The sequence below is a fragment of the Paenibacillus solisilvae genome, from assembly GCF_042656405.1.
Classification (GTDB): Bacteria; Bacillota; Bacilli; order Paenibacillales; family Paenibacillaceae; genus Paenibacillus_Z; species Paenibacillus_Z solisilvae.
On sequence record NZ_JBHSOW010000017.1, the window covers coordinates 18778 to 36016 of the forward strand.

16 protein-coding genes and 1 pseudogene are annotated in these 17239 nt (G+C 52.4%); 13 read left to right on the forward strand and 4 right to left on the reverse strand.

From position 1 onward, the window contains the following. Positions 1-11: 11 nt before the first annotated feature. The 10 genes from ACFPYJ_RS05395 to ACFPYJ_RS05440 all read left to right on the forward strand — a co-directional run bounded on the left by ACFPYJ_RS05395 (position 12) and on the right by ACFPYJ_RS05440 (position 10071). Positions 12-659 (forward strand): sensor histidine kinase, encoded by a 648-nt coding sequence (locus ACFPYJ_RS05395; protein WP_379187047.1) that lies wholly within the window; start codon positions 12-14, stop codon positions 657-659. After that, positions 652-2085: a response regulator transcription factor gene (locus tag ACFPYJ_RS05400; protein WP_379187032.1), complete on the forward strand. Its 1434-nt coding sequence runs from the start codon at positions 652-654 to the stop codon at positions 2083-2085. Before ACFPYJ_RS05395 ends, ACFPYJ_RS05400 begins: the two co-directional genes overlap by 8 nt. Before the next feature lie 179 nt (positions 2086-2264). Further along, positions 2265-3197, forward strand: a complete 933-nt coding sequence (locus ACFPYJ_RS05405; RefSeq protein WP_379187033.1) for an ABC transporter permease — start codon at positions 2265-2267, stop codon at positions 3195-3197. Continuing rightward, positions 3197-4078, forward strand: coding sequence for a carbohydrate ABC transporter permease (locus tag ACFPYJ_RS05410; protein ID WP_379187034.1), 882 nt, complete (start codon positions 3197-3199; stop codon positions 4076-4078). The genes ACFPYJ_RS05405 and ACFPYJ_RS05410 overlap by 1 nt, the downstream gene beginning before the upstream one ends. A 63-nt stretch (positions 4079-4141) precedes the next feature. Then, complete coding sequence (locus ACFPYJ_RS05415) at positions 4142-5818, forward strand: type 2 periplasmic-binding domain-containing protein (RefSeq protein WP_379187035.1); 1677 nt, start codon at positions 4142-4144, stop codon at positions 5816-5818. Positions 5819-6102: 284 nt separating this feature from the next. Continuing rightward, on the forward strand, positions 6103-6903 hold the full coding sequence (locus ACFPYJ_RS05420; RefSeq protein WP_379187048.1) for a DUF6528 family protein: 801 nt from the start codon (positions 6103-6105) through the stop codon (positions 6901-6903). A 141-nt stretch (positions 6904-7044) separates the two neighbouring features. Continuing rightward, positions 7045-7821, forward strand: a complete 777-nt coding sequence (locus ACFPYJ_RS05425) for a DUF6528 family protein (RefSeq protein ID WP_379187036.1) — start codon at positions 7045-7047, stop codon at positions 7819-7821. Then, positions 7818-8063 carry a hypothetical protein gene (locus ACFPYJ_RS05430; RefSeq protein ID WP_379187037.1) on the forward strand — a complete coding sequence of 82 codons (246 nt, stop codon included), beginning with the start codon at positions 7818-7820 and terminating at the stop codon, positions 8061-8063. The genes ACFPYJ_RS05425 and ACFPYJ_RS05430 overlap by 4 nt, the downstream gene beginning before the upstream one ends. Then, positions 8035-8919 (forward strand): sugar phosphate isomerase/epimerase family protein, encoded by an 885-nt coding sequence (locus ACFPYJ_RS05435; RefSeq protein ID WP_379187038.1) that lies wholly within the window; start codon positions 8035-8037, stop codon positions 8917-8919. The genes ACFPYJ_RS05430 and ACFPYJ_RS05435 overlap by 29 nt, the downstream gene beginning before the upstream one ends. Before the next feature lie 552 nt (positions 8920-9471). After that, entirely contained in the window at positions 9472-10071 is a 600-nt protein-coding gene (locus ACFPYJ_RS05440; protein ID WP_379187049.1) for a hypothetical protein, read from the forward strand. A 240-nt stretch (positions 10072-10311) separates the two neighbouring features. Here the strand turns inward: ACFPYJ_RS05440 and ACFPYJ_RS05445 are convergent, their stop codons facing one another. Both ACFPYJ_RS05445 and ACFPYJ_RS05450 read right to left on the reverse strand, forming a co-directional pair. Beyond that, positions 10312-11271: a D-2-hydroxyacid dehydrogenase gene (locus ACFPYJ_RS05445; RefSeq protein WP_379187039.1), complete on the reverse strand. Its 960-nt coding sequence runs from the start codon at positions 11269-11271 to the stop codon at positions 10312-10314. Between the two features lie 267 nt (positions 11272-11538). Then, positions 11539-13029: a DHA2 family efflux MFS transporter permease subunit gene (locus ACFPYJ_RS05450; protein ID WP_379187040.1), complete on the reverse strand. Its 1491-nt coding sequence runs from the start codon at positions 13027-13029 to the stop codon at positions 11539-11541. Positions 13030-13237: 208 nt separating this feature from the next. On the opposite strand from ACFPYJ_RS05450, the gene ACFPYJ_RS05455 reads away from it, so the two are divergent. Then, entirely contained in the window at positions 13238-13462 is a 225-nt protein-coding gene (locus tag ACFPYJ_RS05455) for a hypothetical protein (protein ID WP_379187041.1), read from the forward strand. A 131-nt stretch (positions 13463-13593) separates the two neighbouring features. Continuing rightward, positions 13594-14508, forward strand: coding sequence for a CapA family protein (locus tag ACFPYJ_RS05460; RefSeq protein ID WP_379187042.1), 915 nt, complete (start codon positions 13594-13596; stop codon positions 14506-14508). A gap of 181 nt (positions 14509-14689) precedes the next feature. Here the strand turns inward: ACFPYJ_RS05460 and ACFPYJ_RS05465 are convergent, their stop codons facing one another. Further along, positions 14690-15577, reverse strand: a complete 888-nt coding sequence (locus ACFPYJ_RS05465) for an alpha/beta hydrolase (RefSeq protein ID WP_379187043.1) — start codon at positions 15575-15577, stop codon at positions 14690-14692. 172 nt (positions 15578-15749) lie between these two features. Then, a pseudogene (locus ACFPYJ_RS05470) lies at positions 15750-16085 on the reverse strand (transposase); the annotation flags it as partial. A gap of 613 nt (positions 16086-16698) precedes the next feature. Between ACFPYJ_RS05470 and ACFPYJ_RS05475 the strand changes: the two are divergent. Continuing rightward, on the forward strand, positions 16699-17136 hold the full coding sequence (locus ACFPYJ_RS05475) for an NUDIX domain-containing protein (protein WP_379187044.1): 438 nt from the start codon (positions 16699-16701) through the stop codon (positions 17134-17136). Positions 17137-17239: the final 103 nt, after the last annotated feature.

The window sequence follows — 17239 nt, forward strand, 5'->3', positions numbered from 1 at the left end:
AGCAGGCCGAACTGCTCTATTTGAAAAGCCAGATCAATCCCCATTTCCTGTATAACACGCTGGAGACGATCAAAGGCATCGCCTATGCCAGAGGGGTCGGCGAAATCCGCGAAATGACCGACGCGCTCGGGCGCATTTTCCGTTACAGCATCAAAGGGGGCGACAAGGTCGCCGTCCGCGACGAAACCGAAATCGTCCAGGCTTATATCCGCATTCAAAAAGTCCGGTTCGGTGACCGGTTTACGGTTCGGGAGCAATACTCCGCGGGCTGCGAACATTACAGAGTAATCAAAATGATTCTGCAGCCGCTGGTCGAGAACGCCGTCTTTCACGGCATTGAACCGTGTCTCTATCCCGCGGAGCTGACCGTCGGCTGCCGCGAGGAGAGGGGGGGCCGGGAGCTGCTGCTGTGGGTCGCGGATAATGGCGTCGGGATGGATCCGGACAGGCTGGAACAGATCCGACTAAGTTTGTCCCGATACGGCAGAGAGCCGTCATCCGACAGCGCTCCCAAGCAGTATATAGGCTTGCTGAACGTCCACAACCGGATACGCATCGCTTATGGGCCCGAATTCGGAATCGCGGAGGTGGAGAGCGCGCCGGGAATGGGGACGCGGGTGAGCATCCGGCTTCCAGCCGAGGAGGATGACCATGTATAACGTGCTGATCGTAGACGACGAGCCGTGGATTGTGGAAAGCCTGAGGGGCACCTTGGATTGGGGTGCCCTCGGATTTGAAATCGTCGGTGAAGCGGGCAACGGCATAGAGGCGATGGAGCGGATCAGGGAGTTGCGGCCCGATGTCGTCTTTATTGACATCCGCATGCCGGGCATGAACGGGATCGAGCTGATCAAGCATATATCCGAACAGGAGCTGCCAGTACAGTGCATCATGGCAAGCGGCTATGCGGAATTTGAATACGCCCGTCAGGCGATGCAGTATGGCGCGGCGGGTTACTGCCTGAAGCCGTACGATGCGGATGAGATCACCGCTCTTCTCGCCAAGGCCGGCAGCAGAATTGAACAGAATAGGCAACTGCTGCAGAATCAGCAGTTCGACCACCTCTTCGGACGGGAAGACGCACCGGGGGCGGAAGAGGAAGTGCTGCGGCTGCTGGACCGGCTGAATTTCGAATGGAAGCCGGCTCAGGGCGCTTTCGCGGTCGTCGTCCAGGGAGACGCTCCCAGCTTGTTTGTCGGCGAGCGGCAGCGGATTCCGATTCGGACAGGCAGCGGGAAGACAACTTATGTGCTTCAGGGGAGCGCGCGCGAGCGGGTGCGGTACAGCCTACCGGATCAGCTGCCCCCGCAAGCGAGAGGGGCCGGAATCGGCCCGGTTTTTCATGAGCTACGGCAGTTCCGAGAGAGCGTCGACGCGGCGAACATTGCTTCCTACTGCTATTTTGCGGGTGGTTCGAGAATAGGGGAGACTCGTTCCGAATCCCCTGAGGAAGGAACCGATCGCAGGGCGCTCGGCCTGCTTCGCGGAGGGATCGGGAGCGAGGACGCTACGCTTATCAGACGGGCGCTCGGGGAGTGGGCGGCGGCGTTCGATTCGGGAACTCGCGACATCCGGTATGCGTTCCGCCTTTACAATCTGATTCTCTCTGAGGCATACCGCACCGGTGGCGATTATTCAGAGCATTACATGCTCGATTACGAAGAGCTTGCCGGTTCCTACGGCACGGCTACGGACATGCTGGACGATCTCGGCGATCTGCTCGCCGGACGCACCGACGGCGCTCCACCGGCAGCGTCCGCAAGTGAAGAGAAACTGGCGTCGATTCTGGCATTTGTTCATGCCAGCTATCGCGAACCGATTTCAGTGCAGGAAATCTCCAGAACGTTCCATATGCATCCCAATTATTTGAGCGCGCTGTTCAAGAAAGAGCTGAAGGTGAATTTCACCAAATATTTGACCGGCTTGCGGATAGTTTATGCCTGCGGGATGCTGAAGGAGACGAAGTTGTCCGTCGGCGAGATTGCCGAGATGGCGGGGTATGGCGACTATTTCTACTTCGCCAAACAGTTCAAGAGAATTACCGGACGCACGCCTACGGAATTCCGGTTGGCGGGGCATCCCTGAGAGAGCCGTTATCGGAACAGACCCGTGGATACGCCGCATAGGCAGGCGTATCCACGGGTCTTTTTGCGCCGCCGGGGGACGTGCGGAATCGCGCACGTGAACTTCGCGGTAACGGTTCGCGCGGAGCGAAAGCTGTTTCTTCTTGGTTTCCCGGGAAATTGACATAGAATCGGTTAGTTTTGTTCATACGGCCGCTCTCCACGGGCTTGCTGAAGCGAATGATCGCATGCAAATATTTGTACCTGTTGATGCTACCGCTGCTTGTTTATTATATCGTGTTTGATTATTTTCCGATGTACGGGATCGTGCTTGCGTTCAAGGAGTTTAATTTCGCCAAGGGGATTCTGCGCAGCGACTGGATCGGGCTGGCGAATTTCAGGGAGATCTTCGCACTCGACGATTTTTGGGTCGCCTTCCGGAATACGGTCATTATTTCGTTCGGACGACTGGTGTTCGAATTTCCCGTTCCGATCGTTGTCGCCCTGCTGATCAATGAAGTGAGCAGGTCGGGACTGAAGAATTTTTATCAGGTCGTCTACACGTTCCCGCATTTTCTTTCCTGGGTCATCGTAAGCGGCATCATGGTGAATTTTCTGGGCGCCTTCGGGGTTCTGAACCAGCTGCTGGATATGGCCGGCTTTCACAAAGTGAGTCTGCTTGTCGACCCGGCGCATTTCCGCGGGCTGATCTACAGCAGCAGCTTGTGGAAGGACATGGGCTGGGGCACGATCATCTACCTAGCAGCCATCGCAGGCATTAATCCTACCTTGTACGAAGCAGCACGCATCGACGGAGCCAACCGGTTTCACCAGATGGTTTATGTCACTTGGCCGGCCTTGCGGAGCACGGCAGTCATTCTGCTGATTCTGCAGATCGGACGGACGATGAGCTCCGGAGGCGGGGGGTTCGACCAGATCTTCAACCTGTACAATCCGGCCGTTTACGAGAAGGCCGACATCCTGGACACGTATATCTACAGACGCACCTTCGCCGTCGGTTCCAGCTACGGCACATCGACCGCGATCGGGTTGTTCAAATCAGTCATTAATTTCGCGCTCCTCTACCTCGCGAACCGGGCCGCCAAGCGACTGGGACAGGAGGGGCTCTATTGATGAGAACGTCGCGAACGTCCATCTGGTCGAATGGTTTGATCCATTTGGTGTTGATGCTGCTGGCGATTCTTACAGTGCTGCCGTTTTATAACGTGGTCATCACATCCTTCGCGGACCCGGCGGCGGTGGCCAAGCAGCGTTTCTACCTACTGCCGACAAGCTTTAGCATCGAATCCTACAACATGCTGCTCAAGGGAAGCTACATCGGCCGCGCGCTGACAGTAACCGCGCTCATAACCGTTGCAGGCACGCTGCTCAATATGCTCGTAACCGCTTGCGGGGCGTATGCCCTGAGCAAAAAAACGGTTCCGGGACGTGGCGCGATTATGGGATTGATCGTTTTCACGATGCTGTTCGGCGGCGGATTGATTCCCTACTACCTGAACATCCGGAACCTGCACCTGATCAATCATTACAGTGTGATGGTACTGCCTGTTGCCGTGAATACGTTCTTTCTGATCGTCATGCTGAACCATTTCCGCTCCATTCCGGCGGAGCTAGAGGAATCGGCTAAGATAGACGGGGCGAACGACATTCGGATTTTGTTCCGGATCGTGCTGCCGATCTCCAAGCCGACGCTGGCGGCGATTACGCTTTTCTACGCCGTATCCCGCTGGAACGAATGGTACCTGGCAATGCTGTTCGTGAACGAGCCGAAAAGGTATCCGATGCAGCTGTTCCTGCGAAATATGCTGATGGATGTGACGAAGATGCATCGGGACGACATGGGGGCCTCTCTGGTCGCGCAGCTCAGCGACATCTACCCCGACGGCCTGAAGATGGCCAGTGTGATCGTCACGATGGCGCCGATCATGATTTTGTACCCATTCCTGCAAAAATATTTTGCGGCGGGTTTGACTTTGGGCGCGGTGAAGGAATAGTGATTCCGGTTTTAAGACGCAGGTCTTAAAATAAAAAAAGCAAACGAAAAAGGGAGGAGCACCATGGGCAAGTCGAAACGATATTCTGCGGCGGTAATGGCGCTGATCGTGCTGGCCGCTCTGCTGGCAGGCTGTGCAGGGGAGAACGGGGGCGGGGGAAAGACGAATGAGCCGAAACCGACGGTTTCCAATGATAACGGCAACCAGGCTTCGGCCGCAGGAGAGAACGGCGAGAAGGGCGAGAAGTTGGATATCTCCATGTCGTTCTTCAATATCAGCAAGGCGTTCCCGGACCGGAAATCGGATGAGTTTCTGAAATTCATCCAGGACAAATTCAATGTCCGGATCGTCGACAATGTGATCAGCTATGCCGATTACGCCGAGAAGTACCAGCTGTGGGCGGCCGCGGGCGATCTGCCCGACGTCTTCAGCGACGACATCATCAACTCCGAAACCTATTATTCCTGGATCAATCAGGGCATCATCCGGGCGCTCCCCGAAGATTTGAGCAAATATCCCAACGTGCAGAACGTCCTGAATCTCGAGGATACGAAATCGCTTAAAGTCGAAGGCCGGTATTACATGATTCCACGCCAAACGTACAAGGAAACCGACCAATGGGCGATTGAGCGGTCGATCGTCGTCCGCAAGGACTGGATGGAGAATCTGGGGCTAGAGGCTCCCGTCACGTACGACGATTACTTGAATATGTACAAGGCCTTCGTCAATGGGGACCCCGACGGCAACGGCGCGGACGATACGGTCGGACTGACGTTCCGCGCGAACAGCAGCATGCTGCTGCCGATTGCGGGTGGGACACTGCCGAATCTGATTAACAGCTCGTGGGTGAAGGAAGACGGCAAGTACATTCCGTATTACGCCTCCGAACGGATGAAGGACGCCGTCGTTCAGATGCGTAAGCTGTACGCCGAAGGCGCGATCGATCCCGATTTTGCCATTATGAAGACGAACGATGGGTTCGACAAATTCGGCCAGGGCAAGGTCGGCGCGCTTTCCGTCCAGGGCACCGCGAACGCCTTAAACAGTATGAAGACGGCGTGGGAGAAATACAACAAAGATAAAGCGTTCGAGGATTCGGTGGAAATATTGCCGGTTTCCTGGGAAGCCGCGGACGGGAATCGTTACCGGTACACGGCGGTCACCTTCTGGTCGGAAAGCTATTTCAGCGCCAACGTGAGCGACGAGAAAATGGACCGGATATTGCAAATTTACGATTGGCTGCTCTCTGACGAATTCATGACCTTCAAGCGCTACGGCTTCGAAGGGAAGGATTACAAGAAAGAAGGGGATAAGTTCGTTATTACCCGGGATGAGGGCTCGGACGGCCAGTACAAATCGCTTGGCTCGCTCTATCCGTCCTATGGCGGGCTGTTCGGCTCGTTGGCTGCATGGGGTCAGCAGCTGGAGCTGGAAGAGAACGAAATCAACAAAATCAACTACGGCGAGAAGCTGTGGACGCTGTCCCACGAAGCGTACAAGAGCAATCGGGAGAAGCTGATGCCTATACCGACGAATTTCAAGGTCGAACAGCTGTATACGCCGGCCAAGGCGAAGCTGAGCGCCATCAATCCGGTGGACGACGTGATTAAGGTGATGCTCGGCAAAGGCGATCCCGCGGCGATGTGGGAAAGCATTCTTAAAGGCTACGACGACAAAGGGCTGCAGCCGGCTATCAAAGAAGTGAACGACGAAGTTCAGAAGCTGGGCCTTGACAAGTAATCGGGACGGTAGCGACCGGAACCTTTCCCGCTTAGGCGGGGGAGGTTCTTCCTGCATACAAGGGGGGATTGTGAATGAATGAACGGAGCAGCTGGATGAAGCGTGCCGGGCTGTTGACGACCGCCGCCGCGCTGGCGCTCTTGGCGGCGGGATGCGGGACTTCTCCGCAGCGGGGGGGCGCCTCGGACGAAGCGGAGATCGCGGTGACGGACCAGGGTGCGAACGAGATTCGGATATTCGATCCCGATACCGCCGACTGGGGTGGCTCCCCAAAGTGGTCATGGATGCCGCAGGAGTCGAACGGGTTTCAGGGACTGACTTCACTGTGGGGCTTGCCCACCGAAGCTAGGGTGCGGGAGGTCGTGCAATGGGGCGGGGTGTGGATGGCTGTCACCGATTCCAAAGGTCTGGCAGCCATTATTCCCTATCCGCAGGGAGACAGCAGGAAGTGGGGATTGGAGGTCGGGGGCAATCCGCACGCGGCAGAGCTGCTCCCGAACGGCAATATCGCCGTCGCCGCCAGCACGGGAGGCTGGATCAGAGTCTATGCCTCCTCGCAAGGACCAGATGACGGGACCTATGCAGAATACGGCCTGCCTGGCGCACATGCGGTGTTATGGGACCTGGAACGAAAAACGCTGTGGGCTGCCGGCTCCTTTGACATCGTCGAACTGGCCGTGGAAGGAACCGACGCCGAGCCTGTCCTCACGGAGCGGATGAAGGCGCAGCTGCCGACCAAGCATGCGCACGACGTACAGTCCGTAGCCGGCAGCCCCGATAAGCTGTGGGTGGCGACAGGTTCGAAAGTCTACCAATACAGCAAGTCGACAGGGAAATTCGACCTCTCTTATGAGGGAAGCGCCGGCATCAGTCGCGTCGGAGTCAAGAGCGTCGGCAGCCTCCCGGACGGGAGAGTCGTGGAAACCGTCACGGATACGGCCAAGACGCCGCCAGGTCCGTGCACGGCGAACAACTGGTGTACGGATACCATCGATTTCTTTCAGCCTGACGGGTCGCGGAGCGAGCGCAGAATTCAAGACTCCGAGCTGTATAAGGCGCGCGTACTGAATCCCGGCTACGAATAAAGCCGGATTCGAGCGCGGGTTGGGCGCCAGCGTTAGCCTATGGCGTTTGACCAGAGTTTCATCCCCGCGGTATGCTTCGATACTCTTTATAGACCGCCGGTTGACAGGCCGGTGGTCATTCGGACAGGAGGTTAATCTCGGATGGAAGCGAAAGACTACGCGGAACCTGCAAAGAGCAAGGTGGTCGCAGACAAGAGGGAAGCGGATGCCGTCTCCCGTTCCAGCGGCGAGGCCGGCCGTTACATCGCCGCGACCGATCAGGCTTCCCATGCGATTCTCGTCCTGGACCCTGCCGCAGCGGACTGGAACGACGAGCACGCGGTGATTTGGCGCTGGTCCCCAGAAGAGTCAAATGGCTTCAGGGGACTTACCGCCGCATGGGGTTTGCCAACGGAGGCGAAAATCCGCCCTTGCGCGGTATGGGGCGGGCTGTGGTTGGTGACCACCGATTCCCTCGGCTTGGTGGCGATCATCCCTTATCCCGAGGGCGGCAGCCGGAAATGGGGGCGGAATGTCGGCGGCAATCCGCATTCGGCCGAACTGCTGCCCGGCGGCAATCTGGCCGTCGCCGCGAGCACCGGCGGTTGGGTGAGGGTATATGCCTCGTCGCAGGGACCGGATTCCGGGGTCTATGCCGAATATGCCATGCCAGGCGCCCACGGCGTCGTCTGGGATTCCCGGATGAACTTGCTGTGGACGGTCGGCAACGATCATGTGGCCGCCCTGCGGGTCGGCGGATCGGATGCCGCTCCGGAGCTGCGTGAAATGAACCTCTATCGGCTGCCGACACGGCACGGGCACGATCTGCAGCCGGTCAGCGGCGATCCCGGCCGGCTGTGGGTCAGTACCGGTGCGGCCGTCATCAGTTCGAGAAGCAGACGGGGATTTTCCACTCGAACTACCCGGGAGCGGAGATGATCAACCGTGCCGGCGTGAAGGCGGTCGGCGACCAGCCTTCCGGCATCGTTGTGCAGACGATACCGAAGCCTTCCGGCAGCCTATACGAATGGACGACGGATACCGTCGACTTCTTCCTGCCCAAGGATGTCAGGATACGCCGCGGTGCCGCTTTCTACAAAGCGCGGTTGCTGCAGCCGGAGTACTACGAACAAGATGACTGGAGTGAATACGATGAGCGGAACCGGGGATCAGAGGTGTAACGGAGCGCCCGCGGCCAAAGGGGTGCGCAGAGCTCCATTCACTTGGGAGGTCGGAACCTCCTACCGGCTTGAAACGGCGGAGAATTTCGAGCGGGATATCGAGGCGATGGCTGTCTCCGGCATCCGGTATGTGGAACTTGCCTGGCGGAATGAGGTATTCGATATGTCCGACCCCGCCAAGGAGCTTTTCTGCGATACCGTGATCCGCCGGGCACGAGCATGTGGGCTCGACGTTTGGTCGATCCACCTCCCTTACGGCACGTCGTGGGATGTCTCGAACCCGGATAAGGCGGAGCGGGAGGAGGCCGTACGCCGCCATGCCCGCCTGCTTGAGCTGGCCGGTCGGTGGAACATCCGCACTGCTGTTCTGCATCCCAGCTGGGAACCGATTGCGGACGCGGAGCGACGTGAACGTCTGGCGGCCTGCAAGCGGTCGCTGGCGGAGCTGGCTGCGGCAGCGGTTCGGAATCGTATCCGTCTGGCGGCGGAATGTCTGCCCCGCACCTGTCTCGGCAATACGTCTGGGGAAATGGCGCTGCTTGCCGCGGCCAGCGTGGATCTGGGCGTTTGCTGCGATGTCAATCATCTGGTTCAAGAACCGCCCGAGGCATTTATCCGGAAGCTGGGAAGCCGTATCGTCACGCTTCATATGTCTGACAACGACGGGACGGACGAAAAGCACTGGATGCCCGGAGCAGGCGTCATCGATTGGATTCAAGTTCTCGGGGAACTGGCCGGGGCGGGTTATGAAGGACCGTTTATGTTCGAGGTCCGGCAGTATGAGCCTAGGGAGCTGATGGACTGCTGGAGGCAGCTGCTCGTGGACTGCGCAAGGGCATGGGGAACGGATTCGTGACACTTGCTGAAGCAACGATGTATGGCTGCGGATGATGAGTTGGACTTCAAAGCCGCCATCTGAATCGTCGTTAGAGCCCGCCGGGTGCAACCGGAGTAAGCGGGCCAGCGAATGAACCGATTTGGTTTTTATTGTCAAGGATCTGCCTTGTAGAACGATATAAGAGGTTTTCACGTTTTTGTATATGGTGTGGAGGATTGAACCGTTGAATTGGGGGCTGCCGCATGAGTAAGAGTAAGATGGCAGTACACAGTCAAGAGAGGGGGAGAAGAGCGAGATATAAGTATCGCCGCAACCGCAAAAATGTAAGCACTTACAACAATTATGCGGGTAGAGGTTAAGAAGTGAATTGAAAAGAGGAGGTACGGCATGAAAAACTGCCGGTCCTTGCGGCGCAAGCAGGCAATGACGCGCTGCCGGCTTTTCCGGGCGCGGAACCTCTCACTGACCTTCCCGACTTACTTGTGTAAAGCAGCATGTCAATGATGCAGTGGTTGCTCATAGCGTTGCCCTGCTTTCGGGGTAATCGTTATTTCGGGTACAGGTTCTATCATTTTTGCCGTAACAGAGGACGGAAAGCAGATCAGGAACTATGATCTACATCAATATGCTGCCAGCGCAGCCCGATTCTTGGCTTATGATGCAACCTATGAGTTAATGGCCGGCAATATACAGGAAAACGACCAACAATTGGTCCAGTCCATGCTGCAATTTTGGGGGGTATCCTCGGTAGATGAACTGTCACAACTTGCTTTGAAAGGTTTCATCACCGATCAAAGAGAGCGCAATCGAAAGTATGCTGAATTGGCCCCGACTATTACCCGATCCGCTCTGCAGCTTAGTACATTGGCACAAACTGTCTGTAATCGTGCTGTACATCAGATTATGGTAGGTGTGGAGATTCTCGCTTCTTATTTTTCAGAACCGGAAGTCAAGGTTGCAGTGATTAGAAGTGTGGTCAACAGCGAATATTTTCAACAACAACTGGCTTCCCGAATGAAGGAGGGTAACAATAAAAGGTACCGCATCGTTTCTCCCGCCTTCTCGCCAGCAGCCGGTGCGGTCTTAATGGCTCTAAAGCAGCTTGGCATCATCATTACCTCACAATTGCTTGAGAACCTTGCGTTACATCCCCAATCTCGTTATAAATGAACCAAAGTCGGAAAGCCGTATGCGGGAAAACTGCACGTATGTTCACTCCTCATGCACGTTATCGTCCTCATGAAGCGTGATGCCCATGGTTCAGTAAAAGATACAAAGCCGGTATGCACCTTGTGAGGCGCATCCCGGCTTTCACTGTTACCCTACGTGACGGCATGTAAACTTATTTCGGTGCCATTTTCTTAACAAGCTCTCTGATCAGCCGCTCTCTCGACAATCAAGGAACGCCTATCAGTACTTCTTCTTATAGTCGACCAGATTGCGTAGATTTGCGGTCTCGCCGGACAAATAGATCGCAAGGTTCGAGACGAACAGCTTGGCCAGCCGCTCCGTGTTGCGGACGGTCATGCCGCCGGCATTATGTGGCGTGAGGATAACGTTCGGCATCGCCCAGAGCGGATGATCGGCGGGTAACGGCTCCTGCTCGAACACGTCGAGTCCGGCGCCTGCGATAACGCCTTTGTTCAGCGCCTCGAGGAGATCAGCCGTCCGAACCGTCGCACCTCGCCCGACATTGATGAAATAAGCACTGCTCTTCATGACCGCAAATCGTTCGGCATGAAACAGATGCTCTGTCTCGTTCGTGAGAGGCAGAATATTGACGACGTAATCCGCCTCCCGCAGCGCATCATCGAGACGGGCAACATCGTAGACGATGTCAGCCTCCGACATGGACCTGCCCGATCGGCGGACAGCGATGACGCGCATATCGAACGCGCGTGCCAGCCTGGCTACCTCTCGGCCGATTTCGCCAGCGCCGACAATCGCGACGGTTCCTCCATTCAGCTCGGCCAGCGACTTCGGACTCTCCCATACTCTCGTCTGCTGATTACGAACTGCGGCTGCAATACCGCGAGAAAGCCCCATCATCATAGCGACGGCCGTCTCGGATACGGACCGGGCATGAACGCCGCTGGCATCGGTCAGCAGAATACCGCGTTTCTCCAGAAGCTCCAGCGGTAAACTATCGATTCCCGATGACCAGCTCTGCACCCAGCGCAGCTTGGTGCCTTCCTGCAGCGCCACTTCCTTCACCTTGGCATCCCAACCAAATATAACCTCTGCTTCTTGATAATAATAATCCTCCGTACCATCCTTCTGGCCGAAAACAATCGATAATTCCGGTGCGGCAAGTCTTACGGCCGCTTGCTGCTCCTCAGTAAAGCCGGGAAGACAAAGTATCGTTCTCATTGGGGCCAATATCCTCCTCGTTTATTGCCGAATTTCCCTCGGTACCAATCATTCCGAAAAAGACGGCATTCCTAGTAGTTAAATCTCAGCCATGCTGCGGTTAGTATAATATAATCATACTATGATCCTATACAAATACCACATAGAAGAGCAAGAACTTTAAGTAGGGGCTGCCTGACTTATGAACCTTAGATGAAAAAAACAGAGCTTCCGAGGTCACGCCTCAGAAGCTCTGCTGCAACACATAATTGTGATTCTGTCTTGCTCCTACGCTTGCCTAACAGTCTTGGCGTCCAAGGTGATTAAGGTTTCTACTTCCTCAGACTGCCCTACGCGTTTAATGAAGAAGGAAAGGATCAGACCGACAACTCCGATTCCAATGATGACAAGATACGCATCATTAATACCCTGGATAGATGCCTCCATAATCAAATGCTTCTGGGAAGATGTGTCGCCTGATGCAATCTTATCCTGAAGATGAGTCTTGGTGCTGGTCGTCATAACCGTGATAAGCAGAGCGGTACCGATCCCGCCGGCTACCTGCTTAATCGTATTGGAGATGGCCGTACCATGCGCATTCAGTCTTGCGGGCAGCTGGTTTAATCCCGCCGTCGTGATCGGCATCAGGAACATGGCCATCCCGAAGCGACGTCCTGTAGACATCAGAACCAGATACGTATAACTGGTGGAATCGGTCAGATTAATGAAGCCGATTGTGGTTGCGATCGTAATAATCAGCCCGATGATGGACAGCCATTTCGCTCCAAACCGATCGAACAGCTTTCCTGTCACAGGCATCATGAATCCCATCAGAAGCGCGCCAGGGAGCATCAGAAGCCCGGACTCCATAGCTGTATATCCGCGTGCATTCTGCAAATACAACGGAAGCAACATCATATCCGCATACATGACCATCGTAACCACAATATTAATAACGGTCGTCAAGGAGAACATACTGTATTTGAACGCCCTGAGATCAAGAAGCGGATTCTTGGAGGCCAGCTGCCGCCAGACGAATAAAACCAAGGAAACCACGCCTGCTGAGATGGATACAAGCACTTCCGCACTTGACCAGCCTTTGCTTCCAGCGCTGCTAAAGCCATACAGAAGAGCGCCGAATCCAATCGTGGAGAGAATAACGCTCCAGAAATCGATCTTGGGATAGCTTCGTTCAGAGACATTTTTCAAATAAATAAAGGCAACCGCAATAACAATAACGGCAAACGGAATCATGCCATAAAACATCGTACGCCAGGAGTAATGCTCCATGACATAACCGGTGAGCGTAGGTCCGATAGCAGGAGCAAAGATAATGGCGAAACCGACCATTCCCATCGCGGCTCCCCGCTTGTCTGGAGGGAAAATGGTCAGGACGACCGTCATCAGCAGCGGCATAATAATACCTGCTCCGGCTGCTTGAATAAGGCGTCCAATCAGCAACAAGTCGAAGCTATGCGCCAATGCCGACACGATAGTTCCACCGAGAAAAATAATCATGGACGTCTGAAAAAGCTCACGGGTCGTAAACCGCTGCATAAGAAACGCCGTGATCGGAATAAGAACCCCGTTGACCAGCATATAGCCGGTTGTCAGCCATTGCGCCGTAGAAGCCGCAATATCAAAGTCGATCATCAGCTCCGGCATCGCGACGCTCATAATCGTCTGATTCAGAACGGCGATGAACGCCCCAAGAATCATAACAAACATCAAGGGGCCTTTCTTAATCGAACTGCTGTCAAAAGCCGTAATTGTACTCATCTTCCACAATCCCTTCCAACCAATCATTAACTAATCAACAGTTTGTTGTATAATAAAGTCAATGTAAATAACTATAAGTATCTCTCTGCAATTTCACAAGCAACAGCTTTTTTGAAAACGTAAATTAGTTTACAGTTAAAAATGATTCGTCGTTTAGACGACGAATAATCTACAAGTCCGGATATAATGTCGTGAAGGAAATGAGGCCATGTCAAAAACACGTCACCTTCTATCTGATTATCGGGATATCCCCGATATGCTTGAGCGGATGAAGGAAGATTTGATTTTATCCATAAGGAAGAATGGGAAAATCATAAACCAAATTAATAGATTTTCTGAATTTCTTGAAATCCAATTGATTGTCGACATGGCCAAAGAAACGCATGTGGCACAGGCCACGAATTTTCGAGGAATTGTCAGCCTCAACCTATAGAGGGTTAGAAAGCGAAAGCTCAAGCCGATCCAGGCTTGGGCTTTTTTCTTCTGGCGGTACCGAGGGTGCCTAACTTACAAACATTTCGCTTTTCTATCGAATAAGGTGTAATCATGAAAGGAGTGGGTGGATTGACGAAAATCACAATCGCTGCAGTCGGGGATTTGTTGATGAAAAAGAAGATGATCGCCTCGGCCGCACGGGAAGGCGGATTCGCCCCTATTTTTGCCAAAGTGAAACCCTATCTGCGTAAATCCGATTTAACGATAGGTAATCTGGAGACGACCTTCTCCGGCAACAATTTTCGCGGAGAGCCCGGAAAACTGTTGTTCAACTCCCCGGACAAATTCGCTGATGCGCTCCGGAACTTGGGCTTCGATGTATTAGGCACAGCCAATAACCATTGTATGGACGGGAAACGATCCGGTTTGAGGCGGACATTAAACGTCCTCGATCGACACGGTCTGCGACATACGGGCACGTATCGCTCCGCCCGGGAAGCCCGCCGGAAACTGATTGTTAACGTAAAGGGAATAAAAATCGGAATATTGGCTTATACGAAAGGAACGAACGGGGTCCCAGTGCCGGAGCCGTGGTTAGTCAACCGGCTAAACCGGAAAAAAATAATAGCGGACGTGCGCAGCTTGAAGAGTAGAACGGATTTTATTATCGCTTGCCTACATTTCGGGAAAGAATTTCGAACTTATCCAGACCGCAATCAAATCCGGCTCATGCACCTGTTGTTTAATAATGGTGTGAATGTAGTGCTGGGAGCGCATCCCCATGTGCTGCATCCGATAAGAATGTTTAAGGTGAAGGACATCGACGGACACATTAGAAATCGGGTAGCGGCGTCTTCTCTAGGAAATTTCGTATCCACCGAACTCCCCCGGCATACCGCTAGACTGCGAGGAACAATCTTGATGTTAACCTTAACGAAAAATGCAAAAGGGATAACGGATGTGTTGAAAATGTCACGTGTGCCAACCCGCATTTTGCAAAATATAGGGAAGAAAAACGTTTATCGGGTTGTACCGGGTGGATAGAACGGATATCGACAAAAGAGCTGCTAAGGCCGGAAGGTCTCCGACAAGGAGATCTTTTTTGCGGAATGGTAAGTGAAATCGGCTTTAAAAATAAGAGCGATTCGTAATTATGTAGATCAATATGCAAACAGGCTGAGCAATCGGGCAGGAAAGAATTTCCGATTGCTCTTTTTGTCCTTAATTAGTCTCTGCCGGCTTCCACGAATTTCTCGGCTATCATTCTCGGTTCTGTGTGGACAGTGGTAAAATGGTCCCCGTCACCTTCGATGTAACGGAAGAAACCAAGATGACTGGATTGTTTCGGATGCCAAGCATAATCGCCATGCGGGAGAGCGGTATCTTCCGTCAGATTAAGATAGCTTTTCGGAATTTGCAGTTCATAGAACTTTTTTAGATCGAGTTTTTGTTCCAAAGGACGAGCCGGTTCCGGCTTAACCTTGCTGTACAATGCTTTCGCTTCCTCTAAGCTGGCTGTATTTGCAAAGGCATCACGAAATAGTGGGAACGGAAGCAAGATCGTGCCGTCCCCTGAAGCTTGGCTCAGTTTTCCGAATGTTTCTTTAATTGGTGGGGGAAGTTGATCGTACAAGCTTTCGCCATTTAGAGGAACAAAAGCATTAAAGAATACGAGACGGCGGATCCGATCTGGGGTTTGTTGGCTTACAGTCATGATAACCGTACCGCCGAAGCTATGTCCGAGTAGAACGATATTTTTTAAATCTTTTTTCTTAATATAATCGACAACGGCATTCGTAATTTGCTCATGGGTTACGTTTTTGTCTTTGTTTAAGACTCCATGACCCGGTAATTCCGGCACATAAACGGTATGCCCTTGTTTACGGAGAGCAGCAGCTGTCTCATCGAAAAAGCTGACGTCAGCCCAAGAGCCGTGAATGAGAACGAAGGTCAGATTGTTTTGTGAGGTGTTGATTTTCGAAATCTCATTTTTTGGAAATTCCTGATTCGAATCTGCTGCTTTTGCGTAATCGTGAAGGTTGCCGAGTTGAACGCCTAGAAGGACAATTACGGTCACTCCTAGGGGAATCATTATACGTTTGATCAGATTCATGTTGAAGTAACCTCCTAAAAGTAGGTGTAAGTATTCAATTTATTTAGATCATTCTCGAATACACATTCCTATAATCTTCAAGTTTGATCGTACTCATACACAGTAAACTGGTCATGATTCATTTAGATACAGATGTCAGCCATTGAGCTACCATGAAAGAACGGATAATCCTTCATGCTCTGTGGTGCAGCATAAGAGATGCATGGATCAGCCAATGAACTAGCTTATTTGCACATGCCACTAATGCTACTTTGTGAAGCTTTCCTTCGGTTCTTTTACGGTCGCAAAACTCTTTAATCCGAGAGTTGCGACAACGGATTAGGCCACACTGCACTGCCATATCTAAGCTGTCTGGAACCACGTTTGGTGATTCGATTCCGATTTGCTGCGAACTTACCTGAAGCAAAAACACTGGGGTCGATGCCTGCAAAGGCGACCAGTTTCTTTGGATGATCAAACCGGTCGACTTCTCCAATTTGCGATAAATTGTTGCAGCAATTTTAGGGCCAAACATTAGAATACATAGCCCCAAAAACACCTTTGTACGCTGGGAAAACCTGATCCAGAACTGCTTGGAATTGCAGCTTCGTTTGCACGCATGTATGTTCAAAATGAAAAGTCCCTCTGTAAGGTTTTCCTCGATCTAAGAAAGCTTGTCCGTGGCTTTCTCCTTTAGAAATGTCTAGCGCTATAACGGGGTTCACCCTAATCCTCAGAGCAAATGCAAAAAGGATCAACCAGAAAGAAATGGTCGACCTCATAATACGAACGGGCAGTAGAGCGATGGAACGACTATTTATCATCGTTGCCTTTGTGGAATACAGGTCACCTAGGATTGAAACATGCCTTACAATGCTGTCTAGGCATTCTGGTGATGATTATAGGGATGTGGTGATGGTGGTCTATATTTTTTCCATGATTTTCGTTTGCGGTTATGCCGTAGGCACTTCTGTAGACCAACTTTGAGAAAATTTGAACCGATAACGATGTAGTAGGAGAATTCCAACATATGGTACTATGAATGTGAACGAGTAGAAATATGCAAGAAGTAAACGTAGAACCTTACCATACAACTTGCACTTTCTTGGTTTGCAGAAATTAACCAGTAGGAGGTTTTAATTTTGATAAGGAATGCCTCAAAGGCAATTTTGATCCATGACAATAAATTGCTAACAATAAAGTATCAAGATGATAAAGGTATCTTCTATTCATTACCAGGCGGCGGTCAGGAATATGGGGAAACCCTGATTGAGAATGTTCGACGGGAATGTAGGGAAGAAGTCGGGTTAGATGTACTAGTAGGTGATCTATTATTTGTAAGGGAAGTGATAGATGAGACAAAAAATATCCACCAACTTGAATTTATATTTTTATGCTCATCAAATTCCATTGAAGAAGCTTGTATGGGGGAACTTCCAGATAGTGGACAATTGGCAATTGAGTGGCTGCCGTTAAGTAACTTATTGGATTATCGACTCTACCCACTGGAGGCTCGTAATTACTTAAAAGATTTATCAAAGTGTAAAACTACATTTCCTGTTTATCTAGGGGCTAAATAATAAAGGAAATTGCTTAACCGAAGGTTTAAGTTTGTTGAACTCCCATGAAAATTAAATCCACAGTTGCAGAAAAAGGCCACAGTTGCAGAAAAAGGCAGCACTA

Coding starts and splice junctions, on each gene's coding strand:
- ACFPYJ_RS05465 (WP_379187043.1), bottom strand. CDS start 15,577: ATGAATCTGATCAAACGTATAATGATTCCCCTAGGAGTGACCGTAATT.
- ACFPYJ_RS05415 (WP_379187035.1), top strand. CDS start 4,142: ATGGGCAAGTCGAAACGATATTCTGCGGCGGTAATGGCGCTGATCGTG.
- ACFPYJ_RS05430 (WP_379187037.1), top strand. CDS start 7,818: ATGATCAACCGTGCCGGCGTGAAGGCGGTCGGCGACCAGCCTTCCGGC.
- ACFPYJ_RS05445 (WP_379187039.1), bottom strand. CDS start 11,271: ATGAGAACGATACTTTGTCTTCCCGGCTTTACTGAGGAGCAGCAAGCG.
- ACFPYJ_RS05435 (WP_379187038.1), top strand. CDS start 8,035: ATGAGCGGAACCGGGGATCAGAGGTGTAACGGAGCGCCCGCGGCCAAA.
- ACFPYJ_RS05450 (WP_379187040.1), bottom strand. CDS start 13,029: ATGAGTACAATTACGGCTTTTGACAGCAGTTCGATTAAGAAAGGCCCC.
- ACFPYJ_RS05410 (WP_379187034.1), top strand. CDS start 3,197: ATGAGAACGTCGCGAACGTCCATCTGGTCGAATGGTTTGATCCATTTG.
- ACFPYJ_RS05425 (WP_379187036.1), top strand. CDS start 7,045: ATGGAAGCGAAAGACTACGCGGAACCTGCAAAGAGCAAGGTGGTCGCA.
- ACFPYJ_RS05420 (WP_379187048.1), top strand. CDS start 6,103: ATGCCGCAGGAGTCGAACGGGTTTCAGGGACTGACTTCACTGTGGGGC.
- ACFPYJ_RS05400 (WP_379187032.1), top strand. CDS start 652: ATGTATAACGTGCTGATCGTAGACGACGAGCCGTGGATTGTGGAAAGC.
- ACFPYJ_RS05455 (WP_379187041.1), top strand. CDS start 13,238: ATGTCAAAAACACGTCACCTTCTATCTGATTATCGGGATATCCCCGAT.